Origin of the sequence: Pseudomonas sp. SK3(2021) (assembly GCF_016772375.1) — a bacterium.
Taxonomy (GTDB): Bacteria; Pseudomonadota; Gammaproteobacteria; order Pseudomonadales; family Pseudomonadaceae; genus Aquipseudomonas; species Aquipseudomonas chlororaphis_I.
The window spans coordinates 5808669-5833350 of record NZ_CP061943.1; the positions used below are offsets into that span (position 1 = coordinate 5808669).

Here is a 24682-nt window from a genome sequence, read left to right on the forward strand (position 1 = left end):
CCTAGCGTCAGTGACTGATGAATGGAGAGCGGGCGAAGCCCGGGCCAGGCCATGCGCGGCGCCGGCATTTGATCGCGATCAATGCCTGCGGACGGAAAAAGCCTGATTGTCTGGAGCTGGAGCGCTCCCGCGTAACCGGCAAAGCTACCTCAATGGCCGGGCAAGGTCCAGCCAGCCAGGACTGGCACTTTGCCACAACTCAAGGCATGCTAGCCGCCCTTCGGGCGTCCGGCTTATAGTGCACGTCGCGCCAGTCCAGCCAAACCGCAGGATCACAGTTTGTCCAATGCCACTTCGCCCTCTTCCCTGCGCACACCTGCACCTGCGTCCGGCTCCCCCCTGCGCAGCCCCCTGAAAGGCGTGCTGGCGACCCTGGTCCTGCTGCTACTCGCCCTGCTGTTCTGGCAACTGCTCGACCAACTGCAACAGACCCGTAAAGACCAGCGTCAACACGCGATCGATCACAATGCCGACTTGGCCGAACACATCAGCCTCAACCTGGCGCTCAATGCGCAGATCGCCCTCAACCTGCTGCCGATCGTCGAGCCGCCACAGAATGCCGAACAGCAGCAACTGCTGCTGAAGAAGCTGCAACTGTCCCTGCCCGACCTGCAAAGCATCGCGCTGCTGGATGCCAAGGGCCAGCTCATCAGCGACAGCGACGCCAGTGACCAGGACGCCACGTGGCTCGCCGAACTGACCAGCCGCAGCCGGGGCCAGCGCTACTACTACAGCAGCGCCAGCGACGGCGCGCGGGTACAACTGCTGCTGCACCAGCCCAGTGGCGCACTCAAGAATTACTGGGTGCTGCGCCTGGCACCGACTTTCGTCCAGTCCCTGGGCCTCAGCCCCGACCAGGGTTTCCAACCGACCTGGGTCATTGAAAACCGCCTGAACCAGAAAACCCTCAGTCGCGACGACGGCAGCAGCACCCCGGTGACCACCGACGACATAGCCAGCAGCGTGCTGGTCGCACCGCTGGGCAACAGCGACTGGCAATTGCGCGGCCTGTTCGACGATCGCGCGGTGATCGAGCAACTGTTGCCCGCGTTTATCGCCAAGTGCCTGCTGGGGCTGGCGTTTTCCCTGTTGCCGGTGATTGCGCTGCTGAACATGCGCCGCCGTCAGCGCCAGCTGCACGAAGGACGCCGGCGCTACCAGGACATTTTCGAAGGCACCGGGGTCGCCCTCTGCGTCCTGGATATCTCCGGGCTGCCGGCGTTTCTCGACAAGGCGCAACTGCACGACAGCGAACAGCTCAAGGCCTGGCTGGAAAGCAACCCACAGCAGCGCCAGCTGCTGCTTGAAGAGCTGCGCATCACCGAAGTCAATCAGGTGGCCTTGCGGCTGCTCAGCGTCGACTCCTGCGAACAGGCCTGGAAACTGCTGATCGAAGGCAGCCCGCTCCACAGCAGTGCCATCGGCAACCAGCTGCTGGAGACCGTGATCAACCAGCACAAACAGCTGGAGCTGGAAATCCGCCTCAGCGACGCCCAGGGCCACGACCAGCACCTGTGGCTGGTGCTGCGCCTGCCGGAAGATCCTGCCGACTATCGGGCGGTGATCCTCAGCATCAGCGACATCACCAGCCGCAAGCTCATCGAGCTGTCGCTGCTGGAGCGCGAAGGCTTCTGGTCGGACGTGGTGCGCACCGTGCCGGACCACCTTTATGTACAGGATGTCATCAGCCAGCGGATGATCTTCAGCAACCACCACCTGGGCCAGACCCTCGGCTACAACAAGACCGAACTGCACCAGATGGGCGAGTACTTCTGGGAAATCCTCCTGCACCCGGAAGACGCCGACCTCTATCACCGCCTGCGCCAGGAGCAGCGGCATGCCGGCTACCTGCAATTGCTGCAATGCCATTTGCGCTTTCGCCACCGCAGCGGCCAATGGCGCTGTTTCGACATCCGCGAACAGGCCCTGGCGCGGGACAAGTACGACCAGGTCACGCGCATCATCGGCGTGGCCAAGGACATCACCGACCAGATCGAGGCCAGCGAATCCCTGCGCGACAGCGAGCGCCGCTATCGCATGCTCGCCGAAAGCATCAGCGACGTGATTTTCTCCACCAACAGCCAGATGGCCCTCAACTATGTCAGCCCCTCGGTGCAATCGGTGCTGGGCTATGACGCCGAATGGATCTTCCAGAACGGCTGGCAATCGACCATCGCCAACCCGCAACAGCTGACCGGCATCTATGCCCTGATGGAGCGGATCGGCAAAGCCCTGGACAAACCCGAGCAACTGGCGCAATTGCGCAACCAGGTGCAGACCCAGTTGTTCCTGTTCGACTGCCTGCGGGCCGACGGACGCAAGATTCCGATCGAGTTGCGCCTGGTGCTGGTGTGGGACGAACACGGCGCCTTCGAAGGCGTGCTTGGGGTCGGCCGCGATATCAGCCAGCAGCGCCGCGCGGAAAAAGACCTGCGCATGGCGGCCACGGTATTCGAGCACTCGACCTCGGCGATCCTGATCACCGACCCGGCGGGCTACATCGTCCAGGCCAACGAGGCGTTCAGCCGGGTCAGCGGCTACGCGGTGTCCCAGGTGCTCGACCAGTTGCCGAACATGCTCACCGTCGACGAACAACAGGAAGCCCACCTGCGTTATGTGCTCAAGCAGCTGCACCAGCACAGCACCTGGGAAGGCGAGGTCTGGCTCAAGCGCCGTAACGGCGAGCACTATCCGGCCTGGGTCGGTATCACCGCGGTGCTCGATGACGAAGGCGACCTGGCCAGCTATGTGTGCTTCTTCACCGACATCAGCGAACGCAAGGCCAGCGAACAGCGCATTCATCGCCTGGCCTACTACGACGCCCTGACCCACTTGCCCAACCGCACGCTGTTCCAGGACCGCCTGCACACCGCCCTGCAATCGGCGGAGCGGCAGAAGTCCTGGGTGGTGCTGATGTTCCTCGACCTGGACCGTTTCAAGCCGATCAACGACTCCCTGGGCCACGCCGCGGGCGACCGCATGCTCAAGGAAATGGCCACCCGCCTGCTCGATTGCGTCGACGATGACGACACCGTGGCGCGCATGGGCGGCGATGAGTTCACCTTGCTCCTGCAACCGCGGACCAGCCGCGAGATCGCCCTGAACCGGGCGATCCACGTCGCCGAACAGATTCTCGCCAGCCTGGTGAAGCCGTTCGTGCTCGAAGGCCGTGAGTTCTTCGTCACCGCCAGTATCGGTATCGCCCTGAGCCCGCAGGACGGCAATGAGCTGAGCCAGTTGATGAAAAACGCCGACACCGCGATGTACCACGCCAAGGAGCGCGGCAAGAACAACTTCCAGTTCTACCAAGCCGACATGAACGCCAGCGCCCTGGAGCGCCTGGAGCTGGAAAGCGACCTGCGCCACGCCCTGGAACAGCAGGAATTCATCCTCTACTACCAGCCGCAGTTCAGCGGCGACGGCAAGCGCCTGACTGGCGCCGAAGCCCTGCTGCGCTGGCGCCATCCGCGGCGCGGGCTGGTGCCGCCGGGAGACTTCATCCCGGTGCTCGAAGAACTGGGGCTGGTGGTGGATGTCGGCGATTGGGTGATCAGCGAAGCCTGCCGCCAGCTCAAGGCCTGGCACCAGGCCAAGGTCCGGGTGCCGAAGGTCTCGGTGAACATCTCGGCCCGCCAGTTCTCCGACGGCCAGCTGGGCATGCGGATCGCCACCATCCTCAAGGACACCGGCCTGCCGCCGGCCTGCCTGGAGCTGGAACTGACCGAAAGTATCCTGATGCGCGAAGTCAGCGAGGCGATGCAGATCCTCGACGGCCTGAAGAACCTCGGCCTGAGCATCGCAGTCGACGACTTCGGCACCGGTTATTCATCGCTGAACTACCTCAAGCAGTTCCCTATCGATGTCTTGAAGATCGACCGCACCTTCGTCGACGGCCTGCCGTCCGGCGAGCAGGACGCACAGATCGCCCGCGCCATCATCGCCATGGCCCACAGCCTGAACCTGGCGGTGATCGCCGAGGGCGTGGAGACCCATGAGCAGTTGGACTTCCTGCGCGAACACGGCTGTGACGAAGTCCAGGGTTATCTGTTCGGTCGGCCGATGCCGGCCAACAGCTTCGAAGGGCAGTTCAGCAACGACGCGCTGTTCATGTTCGATTGAGGTCAGGTGGCGACTGTTCTGACGCTATCGCGAGCAAGCTCGCTCCTACAGGAACACGCACTCTTCTGCAGGAGCGAGCTTGCTCGCGAAAAAACTCCGGCCCGCCACAAATATCGAACCTGAACGCCACTTGTCTGCGACATGATGTCCTTTCATATGCCATCTAAAACCCGTTGGGTTAGAATGCCCCCCTTTTCTGCCCCGATCCTTGAGGACCGCCATGTTCAGCCGTGATTTGACTATTGCCAAGTACGACGCCGATCTCTTTGCCGCCATGGAGCAAGAAGCCCAGCGCCAGGAAGAGCACATTGAGCTGATCGCTTCGGAAAACTACACCAGCCCTGCGGTGATGGAAGCTCAAGGCTCGGTACTGACCAACAAGTATGCCGAAGGTTACCCAGGCAAGCGTTACTACGGCGGCTGCGAATACGTCGACGTGGTCGAGCAACTGGCCATCGACCGCGCCAAGGAACTGTTCGGCGCCGATTACGCCAACGTTCAGCCGCACGCCGGCTCGCAAGCCAACGCCGCCGTTTACCTGGCACTGCTGTCGGCTGGCGACACCATCCTGGGCATGAGCCTGGCCCACGGCGGTCACCTGACCCACGGCGCCAGCGTTTCCTCCTCCGGCAAGCTGTACAACGCCATCCAGTACGGCATCGATGCCAACGGCCTGATCGACTACGACGAAGTCGAGCGCCTGGCTGTCGAGCACAAGCCGAAAATGATCGTGGCCGGTTTCTCTGCCTACTCGCAGGTCCTGGACTTCCCACGCTTCCGCGCAATCGCCGACAAGGTCGGTGCCTACTTGTTCGTCGACATGGCTCACGTAGCCGGTCTGGTCGCCGCTGGCGTCTACCCGAACCCGGTGCCTTTCGCCGACGTCGTGACCACCACCACCCACAAGACCCTGCGCGGTCCACGTGGCGGCCTGATCCTGGCTCGCGCCAACGCCGACATCGAGAAGAAGCTGAACTCCGCGGTATTCCCGGGAGCCCAGGGCGGCCCGCTGGAGCACGTGATCGCGGCCAAGGCGATCTGCTTCAAGGAAGCGCTGCAGCCTGAGTTCAAGGCCTACCAGCAACAAGTGGTGAAGAACGCCCAGGCCATGGCCGGCGTGTTCATCGAGCGCGGTTTCGACGTGGTTTCCGGCGGTACTCAGAACCACCTGTTCCTGCTGTCGCTGATCAAGCAGGAAATCTCCGGTAAAGACGCCGATGCCGCTCTGGGCAAGGCCTTCATCACCGTGAACAAGAACTCCGTGCCAAACGACCCACGCTCCCCGTTCGTCACTTCCGGCCTGCGCTTCGGTACTCCGGCCGTGACCACTCGCGGCTTCAAGGAAGCCGAGTGCAAGGAACTGGCTGGCTGGATCTGCGACATCCTGGCCGACCTGAACAACGAAGCGGTGATCGACGCCGTTCGTGAGAAAGTCAAAGCCATCTGCAAGAAGCTGCCGGTATACGGCGCCTGATTCGCAGAGCGTTGCATGAAAAGCCCGGCCTTCGCGCCGGGCTTTTTTTCGTCCGCGAATTGTCTGGCCCGGGACCTGTAGCCGCTGCCGAAGGCCGCGATAAGGCCGAAAACCTTCCTGCGATCTTCAGAGTGTCGCGGCCGTGCCGGCCGATTGCAGCCTGCGGCAGCGGCTACAGGACCAGTACCACTGGTCAGACCGGTCATGCCAATTTTCGGATTCACCCTTGTATTCACGGGAAAATCGGGCATAGACTGCGTCTGCACTGGACATACCGGTAAGACCACAATAATTAAGTCCCGAATCTGATGCGCTCCGCGTACGGCAGCCGGGACACCGACCAGGATTCCCCTCATGCTCAGATGGTGCTCGCGTTCGATTTTCCTCCAGGTAGTCCTCGGACTGATGCTCGGCATCGTGTGCGGACTGACACTCCCCGAATACTCCTCGCAACTCAAGCCACTGGGCGATGCCTTTATCAAGCTGATCAAGATGCTGATCGGCCTGATCGTCTTCTGTGTGGTCGTCAGTGGCATCTCCGGCGCCGGCGACCTGAAAAAGGTCGGACGCATCGGGCTCAAATCCGTCATCTACTTCGAAGTCCTGACCACCATCGCCCTGGTGATCGGCCTGGTCTTCGCCTTCACCACCGGCATCGGCAGCGGCGCCAATATCCACCTGGAGCAGCTGTCCGCCGCCGACATGGGCGACATCGCCCAGCGCAGCCAGCACATGCACGGTACCTCCGAGTTCCTGATGGGGCTGATCCCCAACTCGGTGCTGGGCGCCTTCGCCGAAAACAACATCCTGCAGGTGCTGCTGTTCTCCGTGCTGTTCGGCAGCGCACTGAACCTGGTGGGCGAAGCCGCTTCCGGCATCTCGCGGCTGATCAACGAACTCAGCCACATCATCTTCCGCATCATGGGCATGATCGTGCGCCTGGCGCCGATCGGCGTATTCGGCGCCATCGCCTTTACCACCAGCAAGTACGGCCTGGACTCGCTGCAGCACCTGGGCAGCCTGGTGGGCCTGTTCTACCTGACCTGCTTCGCTTTCGTGGCCATCATTCTCGGCGTGGTCATGCGCTGTTCCGGCCTGCGCATGCTGCCTTTCCTCAAATACCTGCGCGAAGAGCTGCTGATCGTCCTCGGCACCGCCTCCTCCGACGCCGTATTGCCACAGATCATGCGCAAACTGGAGCACCTGGGCATCGGCAGTTCCACGGTCGGCCTGGTCATCCCGACGGGCTATTCGTTCAACCTCGACGGTTTCTCGATCTACCTGACCCTGGCCATCGTCTTCATTGCCAATGCCACCGGCACGCCGTTGTCGATGTCCGATCTGCTGACCATCCTGCTGGTGTCGCTGATCACCTCCAAAGGCGCCCACGGGATTCCCGGTTCGGCGCTGGTGATCCTGGCCGCCACCCTGACGGCGATTCCGGCCATCCCGGTGGTGGGCCTGGTGCTGGTGCTGGCGGTGGACTGGTTCATGGGCATCGGCCGGGCGCTGACCAACCTGATCGGCAACTGCGTCGCCACCGTGGCCATTGCCCGCTGGGAAAGAGACATCGATATCCAACGCGCCAACAAAGTCCTGAGCGGCCAGCAGGGCTATGGTTTCCAACCGCGAAAACCGCTGCCCGGCGCGCAGCAGGAGTTCTGAGGCGTGCCTTGTGCCTTGTGCCTGTCGCCGGCAGGCACAACAATCAGCGCCTGCCATGGGCCTCATCCGCCATTTACCAGGGAGTGAACAGTGATCACCTCGTCAACGGTTGTAAATTCAGTGGTAGAAAAGCTGCGCGCGGCCTTGGCCCGTGGCCAGTGGCGCTCCGGCGACATGCTGCCGGGGCAACGTGAATTGGCCGAGCAGTTGGGCATCAGTCGCCCGAGCCTGCGCGAGGCGGTGACTGTTCTGGAAACCCTGGGCCTGGTGCGCTCCATGCCCGGCAAGGGCGTGGTGGTGCTGGAGGCCAGCCTCAACGAACAACCGGCAACGGACAGCGGCGTGGCGGGCGCCAGCCTCGAGGATGTGCTGCAACTGCGTTACACCCTCGAGCCATTTATCGTCGGCCTGGTGGCGCAGTCCATCAGCAGCAAGGAAGTGGGCCAGCTGCGCCTGACCCTGATGGACATGCGCGAGGCCCTGGAGGCCAACGATAGCGAAGCCGGGATGAACGCCTACATCGCCTTCCATGAAGAGCTGTTCACCCTGACCTCCAACCCGATCTTCCAGAACGTGGTGCAGCAGACCAGCAACGCCCTCAAGCAGAGCGCGGAAATCCTGCGCAACTCGCCGGAGCACCTGGCCGAACGCCTGGAAGAAAACGAAGCGGTGGTCCGGGCGATCCGCAACAAGAACAGCGCATTGGCCAGTGCCGAAATGCGCCGGCACATCCTCAAGGAAGGCCAGCGCATGGGCATCGAGCTGAACATCCCGGACGACCATCTGGGCAACTAAGCCGCACACACACTTTCGTATCGGTAACCGGACTGGAGACAGGCCATGGCCAGCTACGCCTTGAGTAAACTTGCATTCCCCCTCCCCGGTGCCCTGCCACGGCGCCGCGCCGGCGAGAAAAAACTGCTGGTCGACGATGTCTATCCGCAGATTTTCGATGCCATTCTCGAACAGCGCATCGCCCCCGCCAGCCGTTTCACCGAGGACAGCCTAGGCGAAGTGTTCGGGGTCAGTCGCAGCATCATTCGCCAGGTCCTGGCGCGTTTGTCCCACCAGCAGGTGATTATCCTGCGGCCCAACCACCGGCCCCAGGTGGCGGCACCGGACCACGAGCAGACGCGGCAGATCCTGCACGCCCGCCGCCTGACGGAAATCACCCTGGTCAGGCTCGCCTGTCAGCAACCGGCGCCGCGCAACCTCAAGCGCCTGCGGGAATTGATCGCCGCTGAGCGCGATTGCATCGAGCGCGGCTTGCGTGGCCCGGCGATCCGCCTGTCCGGCGAGTTCCACCTGCAATTGGCCGAGGTGGCCGGCAACGCGCCGCTGGCGCATTTCCTCGGCAGCCTGGTGCCGCTGACGTCACTGGCGATTGCCCACCATGAAACCCGCGCCTGCAGCCATTGCGCCTGGCAGGAACACGCGGCGATTGTCGATGCCATCGAAGACGCTGACGTCAAGGCCGCGGTCGCATTGATGACCGGGCACCTGGATCACCTGGAGGAAAGGTTGCTCAAGGCCAGCTCGGGATCGGAATAACGCGCTGAGCCTGAGCTCGTTTCGCGAGCAAGCTCGCTCCTGCAGGTTTCCATGCCCCCATGCAGGAGCGAGCTTGCTCGCGATAACGCCGGTACAGACACTACAACGAACCTACCGCGCCGCCATCCGCGCGAATCCGACACGGATCTTCTCTTCCGGCAGCTCGTCGGCAATGAACACAATCACGCTCTCCCGCGTCTCGCCTTCGGCCCATTCGGTATCCCAGTCGAAACCGTACAACTTGAGCACGCCCTGGAACACCAGCCGCCGTGGCTCACCGGCAATGTTCAGCACGCCCTTGTAGCGCAGCAGTTGCTTGCCGTGCTCTTCCAGCAGCTCGTTCATGAACTCGCTGAGCCGGTCGATATCCAGCGGCGCATCGGTGCGCAGCACCAGGCTGGAAATACGATCGATGGAGGGCGCCTTGCTCACCGGACGCAGGCTGACACCGCCCCCCAGGTCGGCATTCAGGTTGAAGCCTCGCACATCCAGCAGCTCGGCCAGGTCGATACGGCCATGCTCGACCACACGAATCGGCGCACGACGGTTGATCCGGGTCAGGCGCTCGCTCAGCGCATTGAAGGTCCGCTCGTCCACCAGGTCGCGCTTGCTCACCAGCAGGCGGTCGGCGAAGCCGATCTGGGCCTGGGCGATGGTCTGGGTCAGGTGGTGCTCGGCGTGCCTGGCGTCCACCAGGGTGATGATGCCGTCGAGGAGGTAACGCTCGCGCAGCTCTTCGTCGATGAAGAAGGTCTGGGCCACGGGCGCTGGGTCGGCCAGCCCGGTGCATTCGATCACCAGCCGGTCGAAGGCGATCTCGCCGCTGTCCAGCCGCTCGAGCAGCAAGAACAGCGCCTTGGTCAGGTCGGTGTGGATGGTGCAGCAGACACAGCCGTTGGACAGCGTCATCACTTGCACCGGCTCGTCGCCCAGCAACTGGGTATCGATGCCGGCATCGCTGAATTCGTTTTCGATCACGGCGATTTTCAGGCCGTGCTCGGCCTTGAGCAGATGACGCAGCAAGGTGGTCTTGCCGGCGCCGAGGAAACCGCTGAGCACGGTGACGGGAATTGGAGAGGACAAAAGCGGTTCTCCTGAAAAATGGGAACGCAAAAACAACTGCAGGAGCGAGCTTGCTCGCGAAGAACTCAAGGACACCGCGTGCGTTCAGAATGAACTCGGCGTCTTTACGTTTTCACGAGCACGCTCGCCCCTACAGAGGGACTAACGCATCAACAGCATTTCGGCCCGGCCTTGCCGCCGTACCGCGCCTCCTGGCGTTCCCGGAAGAACGCCTCGTACGACATCACCGGCTTGTCCGGGTGCTTGGCCTGCATATGCTCGACGTAGTTGTCGTAGTCGGGCATGCCGACCATCAGGCGCGCGGCCTGACCGAGGTATTTACCGAGGCGACTCAGGTCATTGAACACGATTGCAATCCTCGATTACGCATCCGGCAGGGCATGGAAGGGCGATTCCTTATCCGTGCGCTCTTTTTTACCCCAGGCGGAGATACCCACCTTGAGGGCATAGAACAGGATGCTGAAGACCACCAGCAGGAACAACACCGTCAGCGTGGCGTTGGTGTAGGCGTTGAAGATCACGTGCTGCATCTGCGTGATGTCCTTGGCCGGCGCCAGGATCTGACCATTGGCCAGGGCATCGCTGTACTTCTTGGCCAGGGCCAGGAAACCGACTGCCGGATTGGCGTCGAACAGCTTGATGAGGCCCGCGGTGGTGGTGCAGATCAGCAGCCAGGTGGCTGGCAGCAAGGTCACCCAGATGTAGCGTTGACGCTTCATCTTGATCAGCACCACGGTGCCAAGCATCAGCGCGATACCCGCCAGCATCTGGTTGGAGATGCCGAACAGCGGCCACAGGGTGTTGATGCCGCCCAGCGGGTCGATCACGCCCTGGTACAACAGGTAGCCCCAGAGGGCCACGCAGCCGGCGGTGGCGATCAGGTTGGCGGTCCAGGACTCGGTGCGTTTCAGGGCTGGCACGAAGGAACCCAGCAGGTCCTGCAGCATGAAGCGACCGGCACGGGTACCGGCGTCCACCGCGGTCAGGATGAACAGCGCTTCGAACAGGATCGCGAAGTGGTACCAGAACGCCATGGTGTTCTCGCCCGGCAGCACCGTGTGCAGGATCTGCGCGATACCGACCGCCAGGGTCGGCGCGCCACCGGCACGGGCCAGGATAGTGGTTTCACCGATGTCCTTGGCCACCGCTTGCAGGGCATCCGGAGTAATGGCGAAGCCCCAGCTGCTGACCGTCTGCGCCACAGCCACCACGTCACCGCCGACGATGGCCGCCGGGCTGTTCATGGCGAAGTACACGCCAGGCTCGATCACCGAAGCGGCAACCATCGCCATGATGGCCACGAAGGACTCCATCAGCATGCCGCCGTAACCGATGTAACGGGCGTTGGTTTCGTTATCCAGCAGCTTCGGCGTGGTCCCGGAAGAGATCAGCGCGTGGAAGCCGGACACCGCGCCACAGGCGATGGTGATGAACAGGAACGGGAACAGGCCGCCTTTCCAGACCGGGCCGGTGCCGTCGGTGAACTGGGTCAGCGCCGGCATTTTCAGCTCGGGCATGGTGATCAGGATGCCGATCGCCAGGGCGATGATGGTACCGATCTTGAGGAAGGTCGACAGGTAGTCGCGCGGCGCCAGGATCAGCCATACCGGCAGCACCGCGGCGACGAAACCGTAGCCGATCAGCATCCAGGTGATCTGCACGCCGGTGAAGGTGAAGGCCTTGGACCACACAGGGTCCGCGGCGATCTGGCCCCCCAGCCAGATCGAGCCCAGCAGCAGGAGCACGCCGATGATGGAGATTTCACCGATGCGGCCCGGGCGGATGTAGCGCATGTAGACGCCCATGAACATCGCGATCGGGATGGTCGCCATCACCGTGAAGATGCCCCACGGGCTTTCGGCCAGGGCCTTGACCACGATCAGCGCCAGCACCGCGAGGATGATGATCATGATCAGGAAGCAACCGAACAGCGCGATGGTCCCCGGGATCCGGCCCATTTCCTCACGGACCATGTCGCCCAGGGAACGGCCGTTGCGCCGGGTGGACATGAACAGGACCATGAAGTCCTGCACCGCCCCCGCCAGCACCACCCCGGCAATCAGCCAGAGCGTGCCAGGCAGATAGCCCATCTGCGCCGCCAGTACCGGCCCCACCAGCGGGCCCGCGCCGGCAATGGCCGCGAAGTGATGTCCGAAGAGAATGTGCTTGTTGGTCGGAACATAGTCCAGACCATCGTTGTTGAGCACGGCGGGGGTGGCCCGGCGCGCATCGAGCTGCATCACGTTGTTAGCGATGAACAGGCTGTAGTAACGGTATGCGACCAGATAGATGGCCACGGCAGCGACCACGATCCACAAGGCGTTGATCGCCTCGCCCCGGCGCAATGCCACTACGCCGAGGGCGCACGCGCCTACGATTGCCAGCACCAGCCAGGGTAAGTGGCGTAGCGGGCTATTATTATTTTTCATTTTATTATTCCAGCCAGGGTGGACAAGAAAGACAGCCATCCGGAGTTTAGCGCTACTGGCCCCAAAGGCCACCCCCCACGTTGGTCTAGAACGTCCTTTTGAGTTTTTCCAAGCGTTTGCACCGCCTCGGTGCAGCCGCTTCTGGAAGCACTGAACCACCCGGGCGAAAAAGCGGTCGCACCTTTAACGACTCATCGCCTGGAGTGCCCATGCCCGAGCCGCCCGATAGACCGCCGCTGTCACCGCCGCTGCTGTATCTGCTGTTCCTGATAGCCGCGCTGTTGCTTGCCGATGGTGTGCCCTTGCCGGTCCCGGTCAACGGCTGGCTGCGCACCCTGGCCCTGCTGTTGATCATCGGCGGCCAGGGCCTGTCGTTCTGGGCGATGTGGCGTCTCAGGCAACGGCACACCACCACCAGCAATCTCGGCGAACCCCGGCGCCTGCTGTGCGACGGCCCGTTCGCAATCTCGCGCAACCCCATCAATCTCGGCGACACCCTGGGTTACTGTGCCATTGCCTTGCTGCTCGGCAGCCTGTGGCCGTGGCTGCTGTTGCCACTGCTGATTTACCTGATGAACCTGACGGTGATCCGGCCGGACGAAACCCATCTGCTGGAGTTGTTCGGCGACCGCTACCGTGACTATTGCCGCAAGGTACGCCGCTGGTTGTAGCGGTGGGAGCGCACCTTGGTCTGGTCTATAGTCATTTCACCATGCAGAGGGGCTGCTCATGAGCGAACACCATTCCGATCGTCGCCGTTTCAAACGCATCGCCTTCGATGCCCGCACTGAACTGAGCCAGGGCCCTTATCGCTGGTCCGTGCAGCTGCTCGATCTCTCGCTCAAGGGCATGCTGATCCAGCGCCCCGATCCCTGGCTGGGGGACGAAAGCCAGCCGTTCGAAGCCGATATCCATTTGAGCGATGACGCCGAAGTACGCATGGACGTGCGACTGGCGCACGACGATCACGGCCAGTTGGGTTTTGTCTGCCTGCATATAGACCTGGAATCGATCGAGCATCTGCGCCGCCTGATCGAACTGAACCTCGCCGACCCGCAGGAGCTGGAGCGTGAGCTGGGGGCGCTGCTGGAGGTTTGAGCGCCCGGCCCTCCCGTCAGCGGCTCAGGGAAATGCCGAGGGCTCGGGGAATTCGCTTTCCATATCCCAATAACCGGGCTGTTGCCGACTGGCGGCGGTCCACTGCCCGTCCACCCAGCGATAAATCCGGTACGTGGTCACAAAATCGTCACCCTCGCTGGCAGGCGCCGAAGACACCTGGGCGATCGACTCGGTAGTGCCCGATGCCGATGGAAGGATCTGCCAGGCCGCCTTGCCGGTCTGGGCTATCACCAACGGGCGCTGCTCTCCGTTTTCATCCCGATACGGCACTGGCTCCAACCGGCTTTGCGTCGGCGCCAGGATCTGCGTGGCCGGGCCGCTATAGCTGCCCATCGGGGCCGTCTGATCGACGGTGAGGAAAAACACCGGGTATGGCAGGTCGCTGAGCGGCGCCTTTTCCACCTTCGCCAGCGGGTAGCCCAGGGACTGCTCGGCAAGCACCTCACCGACCTCCGACACCAGGCGCACCCGGGCCTCCAGCTGTGGCTGGTGCTCGCTGTCCGTCGACTCGTCGAAGGTTTCCTCGTCCAGGCCGCTGCCCCAGCTCTGCGCGTGCAATTGCGCGGTGATGCGCCGGTCTTCCAGCACTTCGAGCACCGTGCCGTCGCCGACCAGCAATTCCTGGGCGATCCGATAGCCGCGCGGCGCATCCTCCTGGCTGGCTACCGCCAGGCCGGCGCCCCACGACAATATGAAACCGAGGGCTGCGAAGCCCGCTGCTGTCATCCGCATGAACTGCTTCCTTTCAGTGGCACAAGGGGTCATTCGAACAGCGCATCCAGCGCCTGCTCCAGACGGGTTACCGCGATGATCCGCAGGCCCGGCGGCGGCTCTTTCGGGGCATTGCCCTTGGGCACGATGGCCCGTTTGAAACCGTGCTTGGCCGCCTCCTTGAGGCGCTCCTGGCCGCTCGGCACCGGGCGTACCTCGCCGGACAGGCCAACTTCGCCGAACACCAGCAGATCGTGGGGCAACGGCCGGTTGCGCAGGCTGGACATCACCGCCGCCATCAGCGCCAGGTCGGACGCGGTTTCCAGCACCTTGACCCCGCCGACCACGTTGAGAAACACGTCCTGATCGTGGGTCGGAATGCCGCCGTGGCGGTGCAGCACCGCCAGCAGCATCGCCAGGCGGTTCTGGTCCAGGCCCAGGGTGACCCGCCGCGGGTTGGCCAGGTGGCTGTCATCCACCAGCGCCTGGACTTCCACCAGCATCGGCCGGGTGCCTTCCCAGGTGGCCATGACCACGCTGCCCGGGACCTCTTCCTGGGCACGGCTGAGAAAGATCGCCGACGGGTTGGAAACCTCTTTCAGGCCGCGGTCGGTCATGCCGAACACGCCGAGCTCGTTGACCGCGCCGAAGCGGTTCTTCACCGCCCGCAGCAAGCGCAGGCGGCCGTCGGACTCACCTTCGAAATACAGCACGGTGTCGACCATGTGCTCGAGGACCCGCGGCCCGGCCAGCGCGCCCTCCTTGGTCACGTGGCCCACCAGGAAGATCGCCGTGCCGCTCTGCTTGGCGTAACGCACCAGCAGCGCCGCGCTTTCGCGCACCTGGGAAACCCCGCCAGGGGCCGATTGCAACTGCTCGGTGAAGATGGTCTGGATCGAGTCGATCACCATGACCTTGGGCTTCTCCAGCCGGGCCGTGGCGATGATGGTTTCGATGCAGGTTTCGGTCATCACCCGCAGCTGGTCCTGGGGCAGGCCCAGGCGCCGGGCGCGCATCGCCACCTGTTGCTGCGACTCCTCACCGGTGACGTAGAGCGCTGCCATGCGGGTGGCGATGTTGCACAGGGTCTGCAACAGAATGGTCGACTTGCCGATCCCCGGGTCGCCGCCGATCAGCACCACCGAACCGTCGACCAGACCGCCGCCGAGCACCCGGTCCAGTTCGCCGGAAGCCGTGGAAAAGCGCGGGATCTCTTCGACACTGACCTCGGCCAGGGTCTTGATCTGCGCCTGCTGCCCGGCCCAGCCGGTGCGACCGCTGGGGGCCGCGGCGGCGCCGCTTTCCACCATGGTTTCGGTCAGGGTGTTCCAGGCTCCGCATTCGCCGCACTGGCCGGCCCACTTGGGAAAGGTTGCGCCGCACTCGGTGCAGCCGTACATGCGCTTGGCCTTGGCCATCTGATCCCCCCGGCAAAAACCGCGATGATAGCTCAGCTGGAGCGGATCAGCGCGGCGCGGCCGTGTGGATTTCGCCGTCGGCCAGACGCGCGGCGCTGTTGCCCAGCGGATCTTCGGCATTCAGGTCGGCGCCCTTGGTCGCCAGGGCATCGAGCAGCTCCACCCGCTTGAACAGCCCGGCGTACATGGCCGCGGTCTGGCCGGCGCCATTGCGTTGGTCGGGGTTGCAGTCGGTGGCCAGCAGGCGCCGGGCGATCTTCACTTCGCCCTTGAAAATGGCGCCCATCAGCGCCGTGTTGCCTCTTTTATCCTGGGCGCAGGCATCGGCACCGGCGGCCAGCAAACGCTCCACCGCCGGTCCCTGGCCGTGATACGCCGCAAGGATCAGGGCGGTGTAGCCCTTCTCGTCCTGGGTATCGAGGGAATAACCGGCCTCGATAAAGGTATTGAGCATCTCGACGTCGCCACGACGGGCCGCATCGAAGTAGTAATTCTGTAACTGGGCCTTGATCGCCGCCGGATCCGTGGGGACCGGTTGCTGCGCATAGGCGCCCAGCGAGCAGGCGGCCAGCAGCAGCGAAATGAACAAGCGCATGGTGCGACTCCCTTGCCTTACAAAAACCTGTAGGAGCGAGGCTTGCCCGCAATGACTTCCGACCGGGCGAATACGCTCGTCAGGTAGAACGCGGCCGCTGTACGGCCCATCGCGGGCAAGCCTCGCGCCTACAGAAGAGGAAGCGTCACGCCTGGGCGTGACGCTGGTTGAGGTTAATCCGGCAGCTTGGCGGCCAGGGCCTTGACCCGGGCCAGGTCGCCCTTGGCCACCTTGGTCACGCCAGTGCCGTACTCGGGATCGGCCTTGTAGAGGAACGACAGCATGATGTGCTTGCTCTCGTCATCGGTGGTCGCCAGGGAACCGCCGAAGTTCTCGATCAGGTCCTGGCGCTCCTTCTGGCTCAGCGAGCGATACAGGTCGCCGGCCTGCTTGAAGTTCTGCTCGCGCTGGATCTTCGCCTGCTGGGTGCTGCCACTCAGCGCCAGCTGGCTGTAACGCGCGCTTTGCGGCTCCTCACGCGGCATCAGTCGGCTCGGCTGGTAGTTCACGCCGGTGCTGGTGCTGCCGCTGTTCATCGCGCCGTCCTGGTTACCGTTGTTCACCGCGACTTTCGGCGCGTTGACCGGCAGTTGCAGGACGTTAGCGCCCAAGCGGTACAGCTGGGTATCGGCATAGGAGAACACCCGCCCTTGCAGCAGGCGGTCTTCCGACGGCTCGATGCCCGGCACCAGGTTGGCCGGGGCCATGGCCACCTGCTCGGTTTCCTGGAACACGTTGGCCGGGTTGCGGTTGAGTACCATCTGCCCGACCTTGCGCTCAGGCACGCCCGGCCAGATCTTGGTGGCATCCAGCGGATCGAAATCGAACTTGACCAGGTCTTCCGGCTTCAGGACCTGGACATACAGGTCCCATTTCGGGAAATCGCCCTTGTTGATATGCGTCACCAGGTCATTGGTCATATGGCTGTAATCACGACCCTGCACCTCGACCACTTGTTTGGGATCGAGGTTGTTGATGCCCTGCAAACTCTTCCAGTGAAACTTCACGTAATGCACTTCGCCCTTGGCATTCACCAACTTGTAGGCGTGCACGCCATTACCATCCATTTCCCGGTAACTGGCCGGAGTACCGGAATTGGAATACAGCTCGGTCAGGGTCCGGGTGGCTTCCGGAACATGGGAGAAGAAATCGAAGCGACGGGAATCGTCATCCAGGTTGGTGCGTGGATCAGGTTTGAACGCATGAACCATGTCCGGGAATTTGATCGCGTCGCGAATAAAGAAGGTCGGGAAGTTGTTGCCGACCAGGTCCCAGTTACCGTCGGCGGTATAGAACTTGGTGGCAAAACCACGCGGGTCACGCAGGGTTTCCGGCGAATGGTTGCCGTGCACTACCGCGGAAAAACGCACGAATACCGGCGTGACCTGGCCGGCGGCGAATACCTTGGCCTTGGTCAGGTCGCTCAGGCTGTCGGTCACGGTGAAGGAACCATGGGCACCGGTACCACGGGCATGCACCACCCGCTCTGGAATGCGCTCGCGATCGAATCGCTGGAGCTTCTGGATCAACTGCACATCCTGCAGCAACACCGGCCCGGTAGCGCCCGCGGTCTGCGAGTTCTGGTTATCGCCCACCGCCGCGCCGTTATCGCGGGTCAGAGTGGCGGCCTGTACGGAAAGAGAAAGCAGACTGGCGGCGAGTACGCCCACTATGCGTCGTTGGGAAAAAGTCCCAAGGCCAATGATCAGGGTCATGTTTTATTCCTCTGGTTTTAATCAAGCGCATCCAGGTGCGCCTGTCAGAGGCTAGTGACCAAAGAGTCGAAATCTAAATAGAAAGGTCGCAACAGTCCGATTGAAAAAATATTCTGGTATGTAAGAGCAAGCACGGGTATTTCGCGCGCGATTGATGGCACTTTGTAAACTATTTGCCGCTAACCCGGTCGATAACTCCGAACGCTGTAATCCGTTGTTTCAAGCAAGATGCCTCTCGCTGAATTACACTGCGTTCACCAACCTCATCTGTAACAAGGAATAACCTATGGGCGTGCTAAGTGAGTTCAAGGCCTTCGCGGTCAAAGGTAATGTGGTCGACATGGCCGTCGGTATTATCATCGGCGCCGCATTCGGCAAGATCGTTTCATCGTTTGTTGGCGATGTGGTGATGCCGCCAATCGGCTTGCTGATCGGTGGGGTGGACTTCAGTGATCTGGCGATCACGCTCAAGGACGCCGTCGGCGAGACGCCGGCCGTGGTGCTGGCCTACGGCAAGTTCATCCAGAGCCTGATCGACTTCATCATCGTTGCCTTCGCCATCTTCATGGGTGTGAAGGTGATCAACCGCCTGAAGCGTGAAGAAGCCGTGGCACCGGCCGCGCCTACCAAGGAAGAAACGCTGCTGGGCGAGATCCGCGACCTGCTCAAGGCGCAGAACAACAAGCCCTGAGGCTGCTGCCGCAACAAAACGGCGCCCCCTGCCGGTATTGCAGGCGGCGCCATTTTTTTACCTGCACCTACTGAATAGGACTGTTCGCGCTAAGGCCAAGAAACGACACCCATCGACCTGAGAGACGGACTTATGTGAAGCGACTCGGAACGGTCGCAGGGTTTTACCAATACTTTCGTGAGGCTTAGGACTTTTCCTACAGTAAAAGTGCTTACATCTCGATATTGTTCCTAACCCTCCACATAAGGCTGGGTGCAATTACAGAGTTCACCCTATCTCATCTGCAATAAGGAATGTCTATGGGCGTGCTAAGTGAGTTCAAGGCCTTCGCGGTCAAAGGTAATGTGGTCGACATGGCCGTCGGTATTATCATCGGCGCCGCATTCGGCAAGATCGTTTCGTCGTTTGTTGGCGATGTGGTGATGCCGCCAATCGGCTTGCTGATCGGTGGGGTGGACTTCAGTGATCTGGCGATCACGCTCAAGGACGCAATCGGCGAGACGCCGGCCGTGGTGCTGGCCTACGGCAAGTTCATCCAGAGCCTGATCGACTTCATCATCGTTGCCTTCGCCATCTTCATGGGTGTGAAGGTGATCAACCGCCTGAAGCGTGAAGAAGCCGTGGCACCGGCCACGCCTACCAAGGAAGAAACGCTGCTGGGCGAGATCCGCGACCTGCTCAAGGCGCAGAACAACAAGCCCTGAGACTGCTGCCGCAACAAAACGGCGCCCCCTGCCGGTATTGCAGGCGGCGCCATTTTTTTACCAGTAGTTTTCCACCGCCACCTGCCCGGGCCTCCGGGTCAGGCTCAGGTGCATACCCCGCTGTTTGAGCAGGGCACGGGTGTCGTCGATCATCTGCGGGTTGCCGCAGAGCATTACTCGTGAATGCTCGGCACTCAGGGGCACGCCAGCGACGCGCTCCAGCTCACCGCTCTCGATCAAATGGGTGATCCGCCCATTAAGGCTGCCCGGATGCCGCTCCCGGGTCACCGTGGTGATGACTTGCAGTTTGTCGGCGACTTCCGCCAGATAATCGCGCTGTTTCAGTTCGGCCAGCAATTGCTGATAAGCCAGCTCCTTGGCCTCGCGCACGCTGTAGACCAGGATGATCCGCTCGAATTTCTCCCAGACTTCGAAGTCCTGGAGGATCGAGACAAAAGGCGCGATCCCGGTGCCGGTGGACAGCAGCCAGAGGTCGCGGCCATCGACGAAACGGTCGAGAGTCAGATAGCCGAACGCCTGCCGGTCCACCATCAGGGTATCGCCCTCCCCCAGCCGGCTCAGTTCGCTGGTGAACTCGCCGCCGGGCACGACGATGGAGAAAAACTCGAGAAACTCGTCGAAGGGCGAAGACACCATGGAGTACGCGCGCCACACCGTGCTGCCATCGGCCTTGGTCACGCCCAGGCGGGCGAATTGCCCGGCGCGAAAGCGAAAGCCCGCGTCCCGCGTGGCGCGCAGGGTAAACAGGCTGGGGGTCAGGGGCTGGACGTCGAGCAAGGTCTGGCGCGTGTATTTTTCTGCACTGGCAGTCATGGCAGGCTCCAATAAGCGAATGCCCTTAGTGTCCCGCAAAGCGCGCGACAGAAACACCGGCGGTTTGTAATGGCATAGAGCGCGGGCAATCGGGCGCAAAAAAACGTACCATTGGCCCCCTCTTCGGGCACCTGCCACGTGGCCTGCGCGCCACCTGCCCGAACGGTCCAGCCCGCATCGCGCCCCTCCCGCCGGCAGGACATTCACCGATTACCAAGAGTCCGTCCCATGCCCCTGCTCGAAAGCCCCTTCGCCCAGCTCGACCTGATCCGCCAGCCCGAACAACAGAACGAGCCCCTGCAAGCTTTCGACGCGGCGGACGAGTACCTGCTCAATCACCTGGCCGAACAGCAACTGGCGGCTGATACCCGGGTGCTGGTCCTCAACGACAGCTTCGGCGCATTGGCGGCCAGCCTGGTCGGGCACGTGCAGCTACGCAGCAGCGGCGATTCGTTTCTCGGCGCGCTGGCGCTGGAGAAAAACCTGGTACGCAATGGCCAGCCATTCGACGCCGTCACGGTGGTGCCGGCCAGCGAGCCGCTGAGCGGACCGTTCGACCGCGTTCTGATCCGCGTGCCCAAGACCCTGGCCCTGCTGGAAGAACAGCTGATCCGCCTGCAAGGCCAACTGGCCCCGGGCGCCCAAGTGGTGGCGGCGGCGATGGTCAAGCATCTGCCGCGGGCCGCCGGCGACCTGCTGGAGCGCTATATCGGCCCGGTGCAGGCCTCGCTGGCGGTGAAAAAGGCCCGCTTGCTGATCGCCACCCCGGAGGCGAAAACCCCGGCGGTTTCCCCCTACCCGACCCGCTACACGCTCGACGAGCCCGCCATCGAGCTGCTCAACCACGCCAACGTATTCTGCCGCGAAGGCCTGGACATCGGCACCCGCGCCTTCCTCCCGCACCTGCCGAAAAACCTCGGCCAGGCCCGGGTCGCGGACCTGGGTTGCGGCAACGGCGTGCTGGCCATCGCCAGCGCCCTGCACAACCCCGATGCCCACTACACCCTGGTGGACGAATCCTTCATGGCCGTGCAATCGGCCCTGGAGAACTGGCGTGCAACCCTGGGCGAGCGCGAAGTGATCGTGCGCGCCGGCGACGGCCTGGCCGGCCAGGAGCCGCAGTCGCTGGACGTGGTGCTGTGCAACCCGCCCTTCCATCAGCAGCAGGTGGTCGGCGACTTCCTCGCCTGGCGCATGTTCCAGCAAGCCCGCGAAGCCCTGGTGGTGGGCGGCGCGCTGTACATTGTCGGCAACCGTCACCTGGGCTATCACAGCAAGCTGGCGCGACTGTTCCGCGGCGTCGAGCAAGTGGCCGCCACGCCCAAGTTCGTGATCCTCAAGGCGCGCAAGTAATCCCCCGTAGTCGCCCCACTCGTAGTCGACTGCACGACCATCGCCAGCTCGCGCGCGCCTTCTCTTACAAAACCACCAGGCCAAAAAAAACCCTCCAGAGGAGGGTTATAAAACCGTGCCGCAAGGCAACGGGATGGGATGAGCGGTGGTGAAAATCAGTGTGTGGTCAGGCCCGCGGCGTTCATGAACATGCGCATCAGGCTGGCGACGATAAACAGCGCCAGCACGCTGCCGCCCCAGATTCCGGCGAGCCAGCCCAGGCGCTGCCAGAGCGGTTTCTTCTCGGCTTCTTCGATTTCCTGCAACGTGGGTTTACCGGCCATCATCGAATACTCCTCTCGGAATCGGGACGATGGCGCCGCTCGGGGCGCCATCGCGAGCACGTCCGCTCCCGCACGGGGAGCAGCGCATTGACTAGTGGTAGCCGTCTTCGTGGGTGACCTTGCCGCGGAACACGTAGTAGCTCCAGAAGGTGTAACCCAGGATGAACGGGATGATGAACAGCGTACCCACCAGCATGAAGCCCTGGCTTTGCGGCGGCGCAGCGGCGTCCCAGATCGAGATCGACGGCGGCACGATGTTCGGCCACAGGCTGATGCCCAGGCCGCTGTAGCCGAGGAAGATCAGTACCAGGGTCAGCAGGAACGGCGTGTAGTGAGCGTTGCGGGCCACGGCGCGCAGCAGGCCGTACAGGGTCACCAGCACCAGGATCGGCACCGGTAGGAACCAGAACAGGTTCGGCAGGGTGAACCAGCGCGAAGCGATTTCCGGGTGGGCCAGCGGCGTCCAGATACTGACGATGCCGATCACGCCCAGCAGCACGAAGGCCAACGGCCGCGCCAGGTCATGCATCTGCTCCTGCAGCTTGCCTTCGGTCTTCATGATCAGCCAGGTGCAGCCGAGCAAGGCATAGGCCACCACCAGCGCGCCGCCGCAGAACAGGGTGAACGGCGTGAACCAGTCCAGCGAACCGCCGGCGTACTGGCGGTCGACCACCGGCAGGCCATCGATGAAGGCACCCAGCGCCAGGCCCTGGAAGAAGGTTGCCGCCACCGAACCGCCGATGAAGGCCTTGTCCCAGATGTGGCGCTTGGCTTCCTTGGCCTTGAAGCGGAATTCGAAGGCCACGCCGCGGAAGATCAGGCCGATGAGCATCAGGATCAGCGGCATGTACAGCGCCGAGAGCACCACCGAATAGGCCAGCGGGAAGGCGCCGAACAACGCGGCACCGCCCAGGACCAGCCAGGTTTCGTTACCGTCCCAGACCGGGGCGACGGTGTTCATCATCACGTCACGGTCGCGGGCGTCCTTGACGAACGGGAAGAGAATCCCGATGCCCAGGTCGAACCCGTCCATGACCACGTACATCATGATGCCGAAGATGATGATCACGGCCCAGATCAGCGGAAGATCAATACCCATGACTCAATTCCCCTTGTTCAGGCTGGTGCCGTTGTCTTCGGCATCGTCGTCGGCGGCCGACAGCGGACGGGCCGGCGTGCGTTTCTGGCCAGGACCACCGTGGCTGATTTCCGCGCCTTCGTTGGTCTTCGGCCCCTTGCGCACCAGGCGCATCATGTAGCCGATACCGACACCGAACAGCGAGAAATACACCACGACAAACAGTGCCAGGGTGATGCTCATCTGCATCAGGCTGTGCCCGGACGAAGCATCCGCGGTGCGCATCAGTCCGTAGACCACCCACGGCTGACGACCGATCTCGGTGGTGAACCAGCCGGCGAGGATCGCGATCAAGCCGGACGGGCCCATCCACAGCGCCAGATACAGGAACGCACGGTTCTGGTAGATGCGGTCACGCTTGCGCAGCCACAGGCTCCACAGGCCGGTGAGGATCATCAGCATGCCCAGGCCGACCATGATCCGGAACGACCAGAACACGATGGTCGAATTCGGTCGGTCTTGCGGCGGGAATTCCTTGAGCGCCGGCACCTGCTTGTCCAGCGAGTGAGTGAGGATGATGCTGCCCAGATACGGAATCTCGACGGCGAACTTGGTCTTTTCTTCCTTCATGTCCGGCCAGCCGAACAGGATCAGCGGGGTCGGCTCGTTACCGACGTTTTCCCAGTGCCCTTCGATCGCGGCGATTTTCGCCGGCTGGTGCTTGAGGGTGTTGAGGCCGTGGAAGTCGCCGATCACGGCCTGAATCGGCGCGACGATCAGGGCCATCCACATCGCCATCGACAACATGCGGCGGATGGCCGGGTTGTCGCGGCCGCGCAGCAGGTGCCAGGCAGCGGACGAACCGACGAAGAATGCGGTAGCGACAAAGGCGGCCGTGGCCATGTGCGCCAGGCGGTACGGGAACGACGGGTTGAACACCACCGCCAGCCAGTCCACCGGAATCACTCGGCCGTCGATGATTTCGTAGCCTTGCGGGGTCTGCATCCAGCTGTTGGACGAAAGAATCCAGAAGGTCGAAATCAGTGTACCGATGGCCACCATCACGGTGGAGAAAAAGTGCAGCTTGCGCCCGACCCGGTTCCAGCCGAACAGCATCACGCCGAGGAAGCCGGCTTCGAGGAAGAATGCCGTGAGCACTTCGTAGGTCAGCAGCGGCCCGGTAACGGCACCGGCAAAGTCGGAGAAGCGGCTCCAGTTGGTGCCGAACTGATAGGCCATGACCAGGCCCGAGACCACCCCCATGCCGAAGTTGACGGCGAAGATCTTCGACCAGAAGTGATACAGGTCACGGTAGGTATCGTCGCGGGTCTTGAGCCACAAACCTTCGAGCACCGCCAGGTAGCTCGCCAGACCAATGGTGATGGCGGGGAACAGGATGTGGAACGAGATAGTGAACGCGAACTGAATTCGGGCGAGATCTAGTGCCTCCAAACCGAACATAAGCTTTCCTCTGTCAGGTAATACCGGCTGCCGGCTGGAGGCCTGCACCCACTGCCCCCACGGATATGGAGTGTGGCGAATTCGAATTCGTTCTTTTTAAACCCATCGCAACGCAGGGAGTCTGGCCATGTGGCCGCCAGACCCAACCTTGGAAAAGGTTTTGATCTGGATCAATCAACGCTGAAAGAGTAGTCGCATTTTTGCTATTGGTTTGTGTGGTCTTTTGTCGCGTGACAGGTTGTCTCACCACGTCAAGAACGGGGTTTTCCTGGAATTTTGCTCTCCCTGTAGCCGCTGCCGCAGGCTGCGATCGGCCGCAACGGTCGTGGCGATTTCTGCGCCGTCGAAGGTCCTTCGGC

General features: G+C 62.6%; 21 protein-coding genes. 10 read left to right on the top strand and 11 right to left on the bottom strand.

Features of this window, described 5'->3' with window-relative positions; all coding sequences use genetic code 11:
- The first annotated feature begins 279 nt into the window (after positions 1 to 279).
- From IF690_RS25750 to IF690_RS25770, 5 genes are all read left to right on the top strand, one after another.
- A complete protein-coding gene (locus tag IF690_RS25750) occupies positions 280 to 4119 on the top strand; it encodes a sensor domain-containing protein (RefSeq protein WP_202697969.1) in 3840 nt (1279 codons plus the stop codon).
- A 220-nt stretch (positions 4120 to 4339) separates the two neighbouring features.
- Positions 4340 to 5593 (top strand): serine hydroxymethyltransferase, encoded by a 1254-nt coding sequence (gene glyA, locus IF690_RS25755; RefSeq protein ID WP_007924771.1) that lies wholly within the window; start codon positions 4340 to 4342, stop codon positions 5591 to 5593.
- A gap of 354 nt (positions 5594 to 5947) precedes the next feature.
- Positions 5948 to 7258, top strand: a complete 1311-nt coding sequence (locus tag IF690_RS25760; protein ID WP_202697970.1) for a C4-dicarboxylate transporter DctA — start codon at positions 5948 to 5950, stop codon at positions 7256 to 7258.
- A 90-nt stretch (positions 7259 to 7348) separates the two neighbouring features.
- Positions 7349 to 8053 (top strand): FadR/GntR family transcriptional regulator, encoded by a 705-nt coding sequence (locus IF690_RS25765; RefSeq protein ID WP_023969436.1) that lies wholly within the window; start codon positions 7349 to 7351, stop codon positions 8051 to 8053.
- A gap of 45 nt (positions 8054 to 8098) precedes the next feature.
- The gene (locus IF690_RS25770) at positions 8099 to 8809 is read left to right on the top strand and encodes a GntR family transcriptional regulator (protein WP_202697971.1); all 711 of its coding nucleotides are present in this window, start codon (positions 8099 to 8101) and stop codon (positions 8807 to 8809) included.
- A gap of 111 nt (positions 8810 to 8920) precedes the next feature.
- Here IF690_RS25770 and yjiA read toward each other — a convergent pair whose 3' ends face one another.
- The 3 genes from yjiA to IF690_RS25785 all read right to left on the bottom strand — a co-directional run bounded on the left by yjiA (position 8921) and on the right by IF690_RS25785 (position 12321).
- Positions 8921 to 9892 (bottom strand): GTPase, encoded by a 972-nt coding sequence (yjiA, locus tag IF690_RS25775; RefSeq protein WP_202697972.1) that lies wholly within the window; start codon positions 9890 to 9892, stop codon positions 8921 to 8923.
- Between the two features lie 149 nt (positions 9893 to 10041).
- Positions 10042 to 10239 (bottom strand): YbdD/YjiX family protein, encoded by a 198-nt coding sequence (locus IF690_RS25780; RefSeq protein ID WP_202697973.1) that lies wholly within the window; start codon positions 10237 to 10239, stop codon positions 10042 to 10044.
- A gap of 15 nt (positions 10240 to 10254) precedes the next feature.
- On the bottom strand, positions 10255 to 12321 hold the full coding sequence (locus IF690_RS25785) for a carbon starvation CstA family protein (RefSeq protein WP_025807569.1): 2067 nt from the start codon (positions 12319 to 12321) through the stop codon (positions 10255 to 10257).
- A gap of 209 nt (positions 12322 to 12530) precedes the next feature.
- Between IF690_RS25785 and IF690_RS25790 the strand changes: the two genes are divergently transcribed.
- Both IF690_RS25790 and IF690_RS25795 read left to right on the top strand, forming a co-directional pair.
- Positions 12531 to 12992 carry a methyltransferase family protein gene (locus tag IF690_RS25790; RefSeq protein WP_202697974.1) on the top strand — a complete coding sequence of 154 codons (462 nt, stop codon included), beginning with the start codon at positions 12531 to 12533 and terminating at the stop codon, positions 12990 to 12992.
- Positions 12993 to 13050: 58 nt separating this feature from the next.
- Positions 13051 to 13419, top strand: a complete 369-nt coding sequence (locus IF690_RS25795; RefSeq protein WP_202697975.1) for a PilZ domain-containing protein — start codon at positions 13051 to 13053, stop codon at positions 13417 to 13419.
- A gap of 24 nt (positions 13420 to 13443) precedes the next feature.
- On the opposite strand, the gene IF690_RS25800 is transcribed toward IF690_RS25795, so the two are convergent.
- The 4 genes from IF690_RS25800 to katB form a co-directional block, all read right to left on the bottom strand.
- Positions 13444 to 14172 (bottom strand): hypothetical protein, encoded by a 729-nt coding sequence (locus IF690_RS25800; protein WP_202697976.1) that lies wholly within the window; start codon positions 14170 to 14172, stop codon positions 13444 to 13446.
- 29 nt (positions 14173 to 14201) lie between these two features.
- Entirely contained in the window at positions 14202 to 15569 is a 1368-nt protein-coding gene (gene radA, locus IF690_RS25805) for a DNA repair protein RadA (RefSeq protein ID WP_202697977.1), read from the bottom strand.
- A 46-nt stretch (positions 15570 to 15615) separates the two neighbouring features.
- Entirely contained in the window at positions 15616 to 16164 is a 549-nt protein-coding gene (locus IF690_RS25810) for an ankyrin repeat domain-containing protein (RefSeq protein ID WP_202697978.1), read from the bottom strand.
- Positions 16165 to 16337: 173 nt separating this feature from the next.
- Positions 16338 to 17879: a catalase KatB gene (gene katB, locus IF690_RS25815; RefSeq protein ID WP_202697979.1), complete on the bottom strand. Its 1542-nt coding sequence runs from the start codon at positions 17877 to 17879 to the stop codon at positions 16338 to 16340.
- A gap of 286 nt (positions 17880 to 18165) precedes the next feature.
- Here katB and mscL (IF690_RS25820) point away from each other — a divergent pair, with 286 nt between their 5' ends.
- The gene (mscL, locus tag IF690_RS25820; RefSeq protein ID WP_016703708.1) at positions 18166 to 18570 is read left to right on the top strand and encodes a large-conductance mechanosensitive channel protein MscL; all 405 of its coding nucleotides are present in this window, start codon (positions 18166 to 18168) and stop codon (positions 18568 to 18570) included.
- Positions 18571 to 18869: 299 nt separating this feature from the next.
- Positions 18870 to 19274 carry a large-conductance mechanosensitive channel protein MscL gene (gene mscL, locus IF690_RS25825; RefSeq protein WP_202697980.1) on the top strand — a complete coding sequence of 135 codons (405 nt, stop codon included), beginning with the start codon at positions 18870 to 18872 and terminating at the stop codon, positions 19272 to 19274.
- Positions 19275 to 19331: 57 nt separating this feature from the next.
- On the opposite strand, the gene IF690_RS25830 is transcribed toward mscL (IF690_RS25825), so the two are convergent.
- Positions 19332 to 20108, bottom strand: coding sequence for a ferredoxin--NADP reductase (locus IF690_RS25830; RefSeq protein WP_202697981.1), 777 nt, complete (start codon positions 20106 to 20108; stop codon positions 19332 to 19334).
- Positions 20109 to 20336: 228 nt separating this feature from the next.
- On the opposite strand from IF690_RS25830, the gene IF690_RS25835 reads away from it, so the two are divergent.
- Entirely contained in the window at positions 20337 to 21461 is a 1125-nt protein-coding gene (locus tag IF690_RS25835; RefSeq protein ID WP_202697982.1) for a methyltransferase, read from the top strand.
- A gap of 155 nt (positions 21462 to 21616) precedes the next feature.
- On the opposite strand, the gene IF690_RS25840 is transcribed toward IF690_RS25835, so the two are convergent.
- From IF690_RS25840 to IF690_RS25850, 3 genes are all read right to left on the bottom strand, one after another.
- Positions 21617 to 21784: a DUF2474 domain-containing protein gene (locus IF690_RS25840; RefSeq protein ID WP_202697983.1), complete on the bottom strand. Its 168-nt coding sequence runs from the start codon at positions 21782 to 21784 to the stop codon at positions 21617 to 21619.
- Positions 21785 to 21875: 91 nt separating this feature from the next.
- A complete protein-coding gene (gene cydB / locus IF690_RS25845) occupies positions 21876 to 22883 on the bottom strand; it encodes a cytochrome d ubiquinol oxidase subunit II (protein WP_202697984.1) in 1008 nt (335 codons plus the stop codon).
- Between the two features lie 3 nt (positions 22884 to 22886).
- Complete coding sequence (locus tag IF690_RS25850; protein WP_202697985.1) at positions 22887 to 24323, bottom strand: cytochrome ubiquinol oxidase subunit I; 1437 nt, start codon at positions 24321 to 24323, stop codon at positions 22887 to 22889.
- Positions 24324 to 24682: the final 359 nt, after the last annotated feature.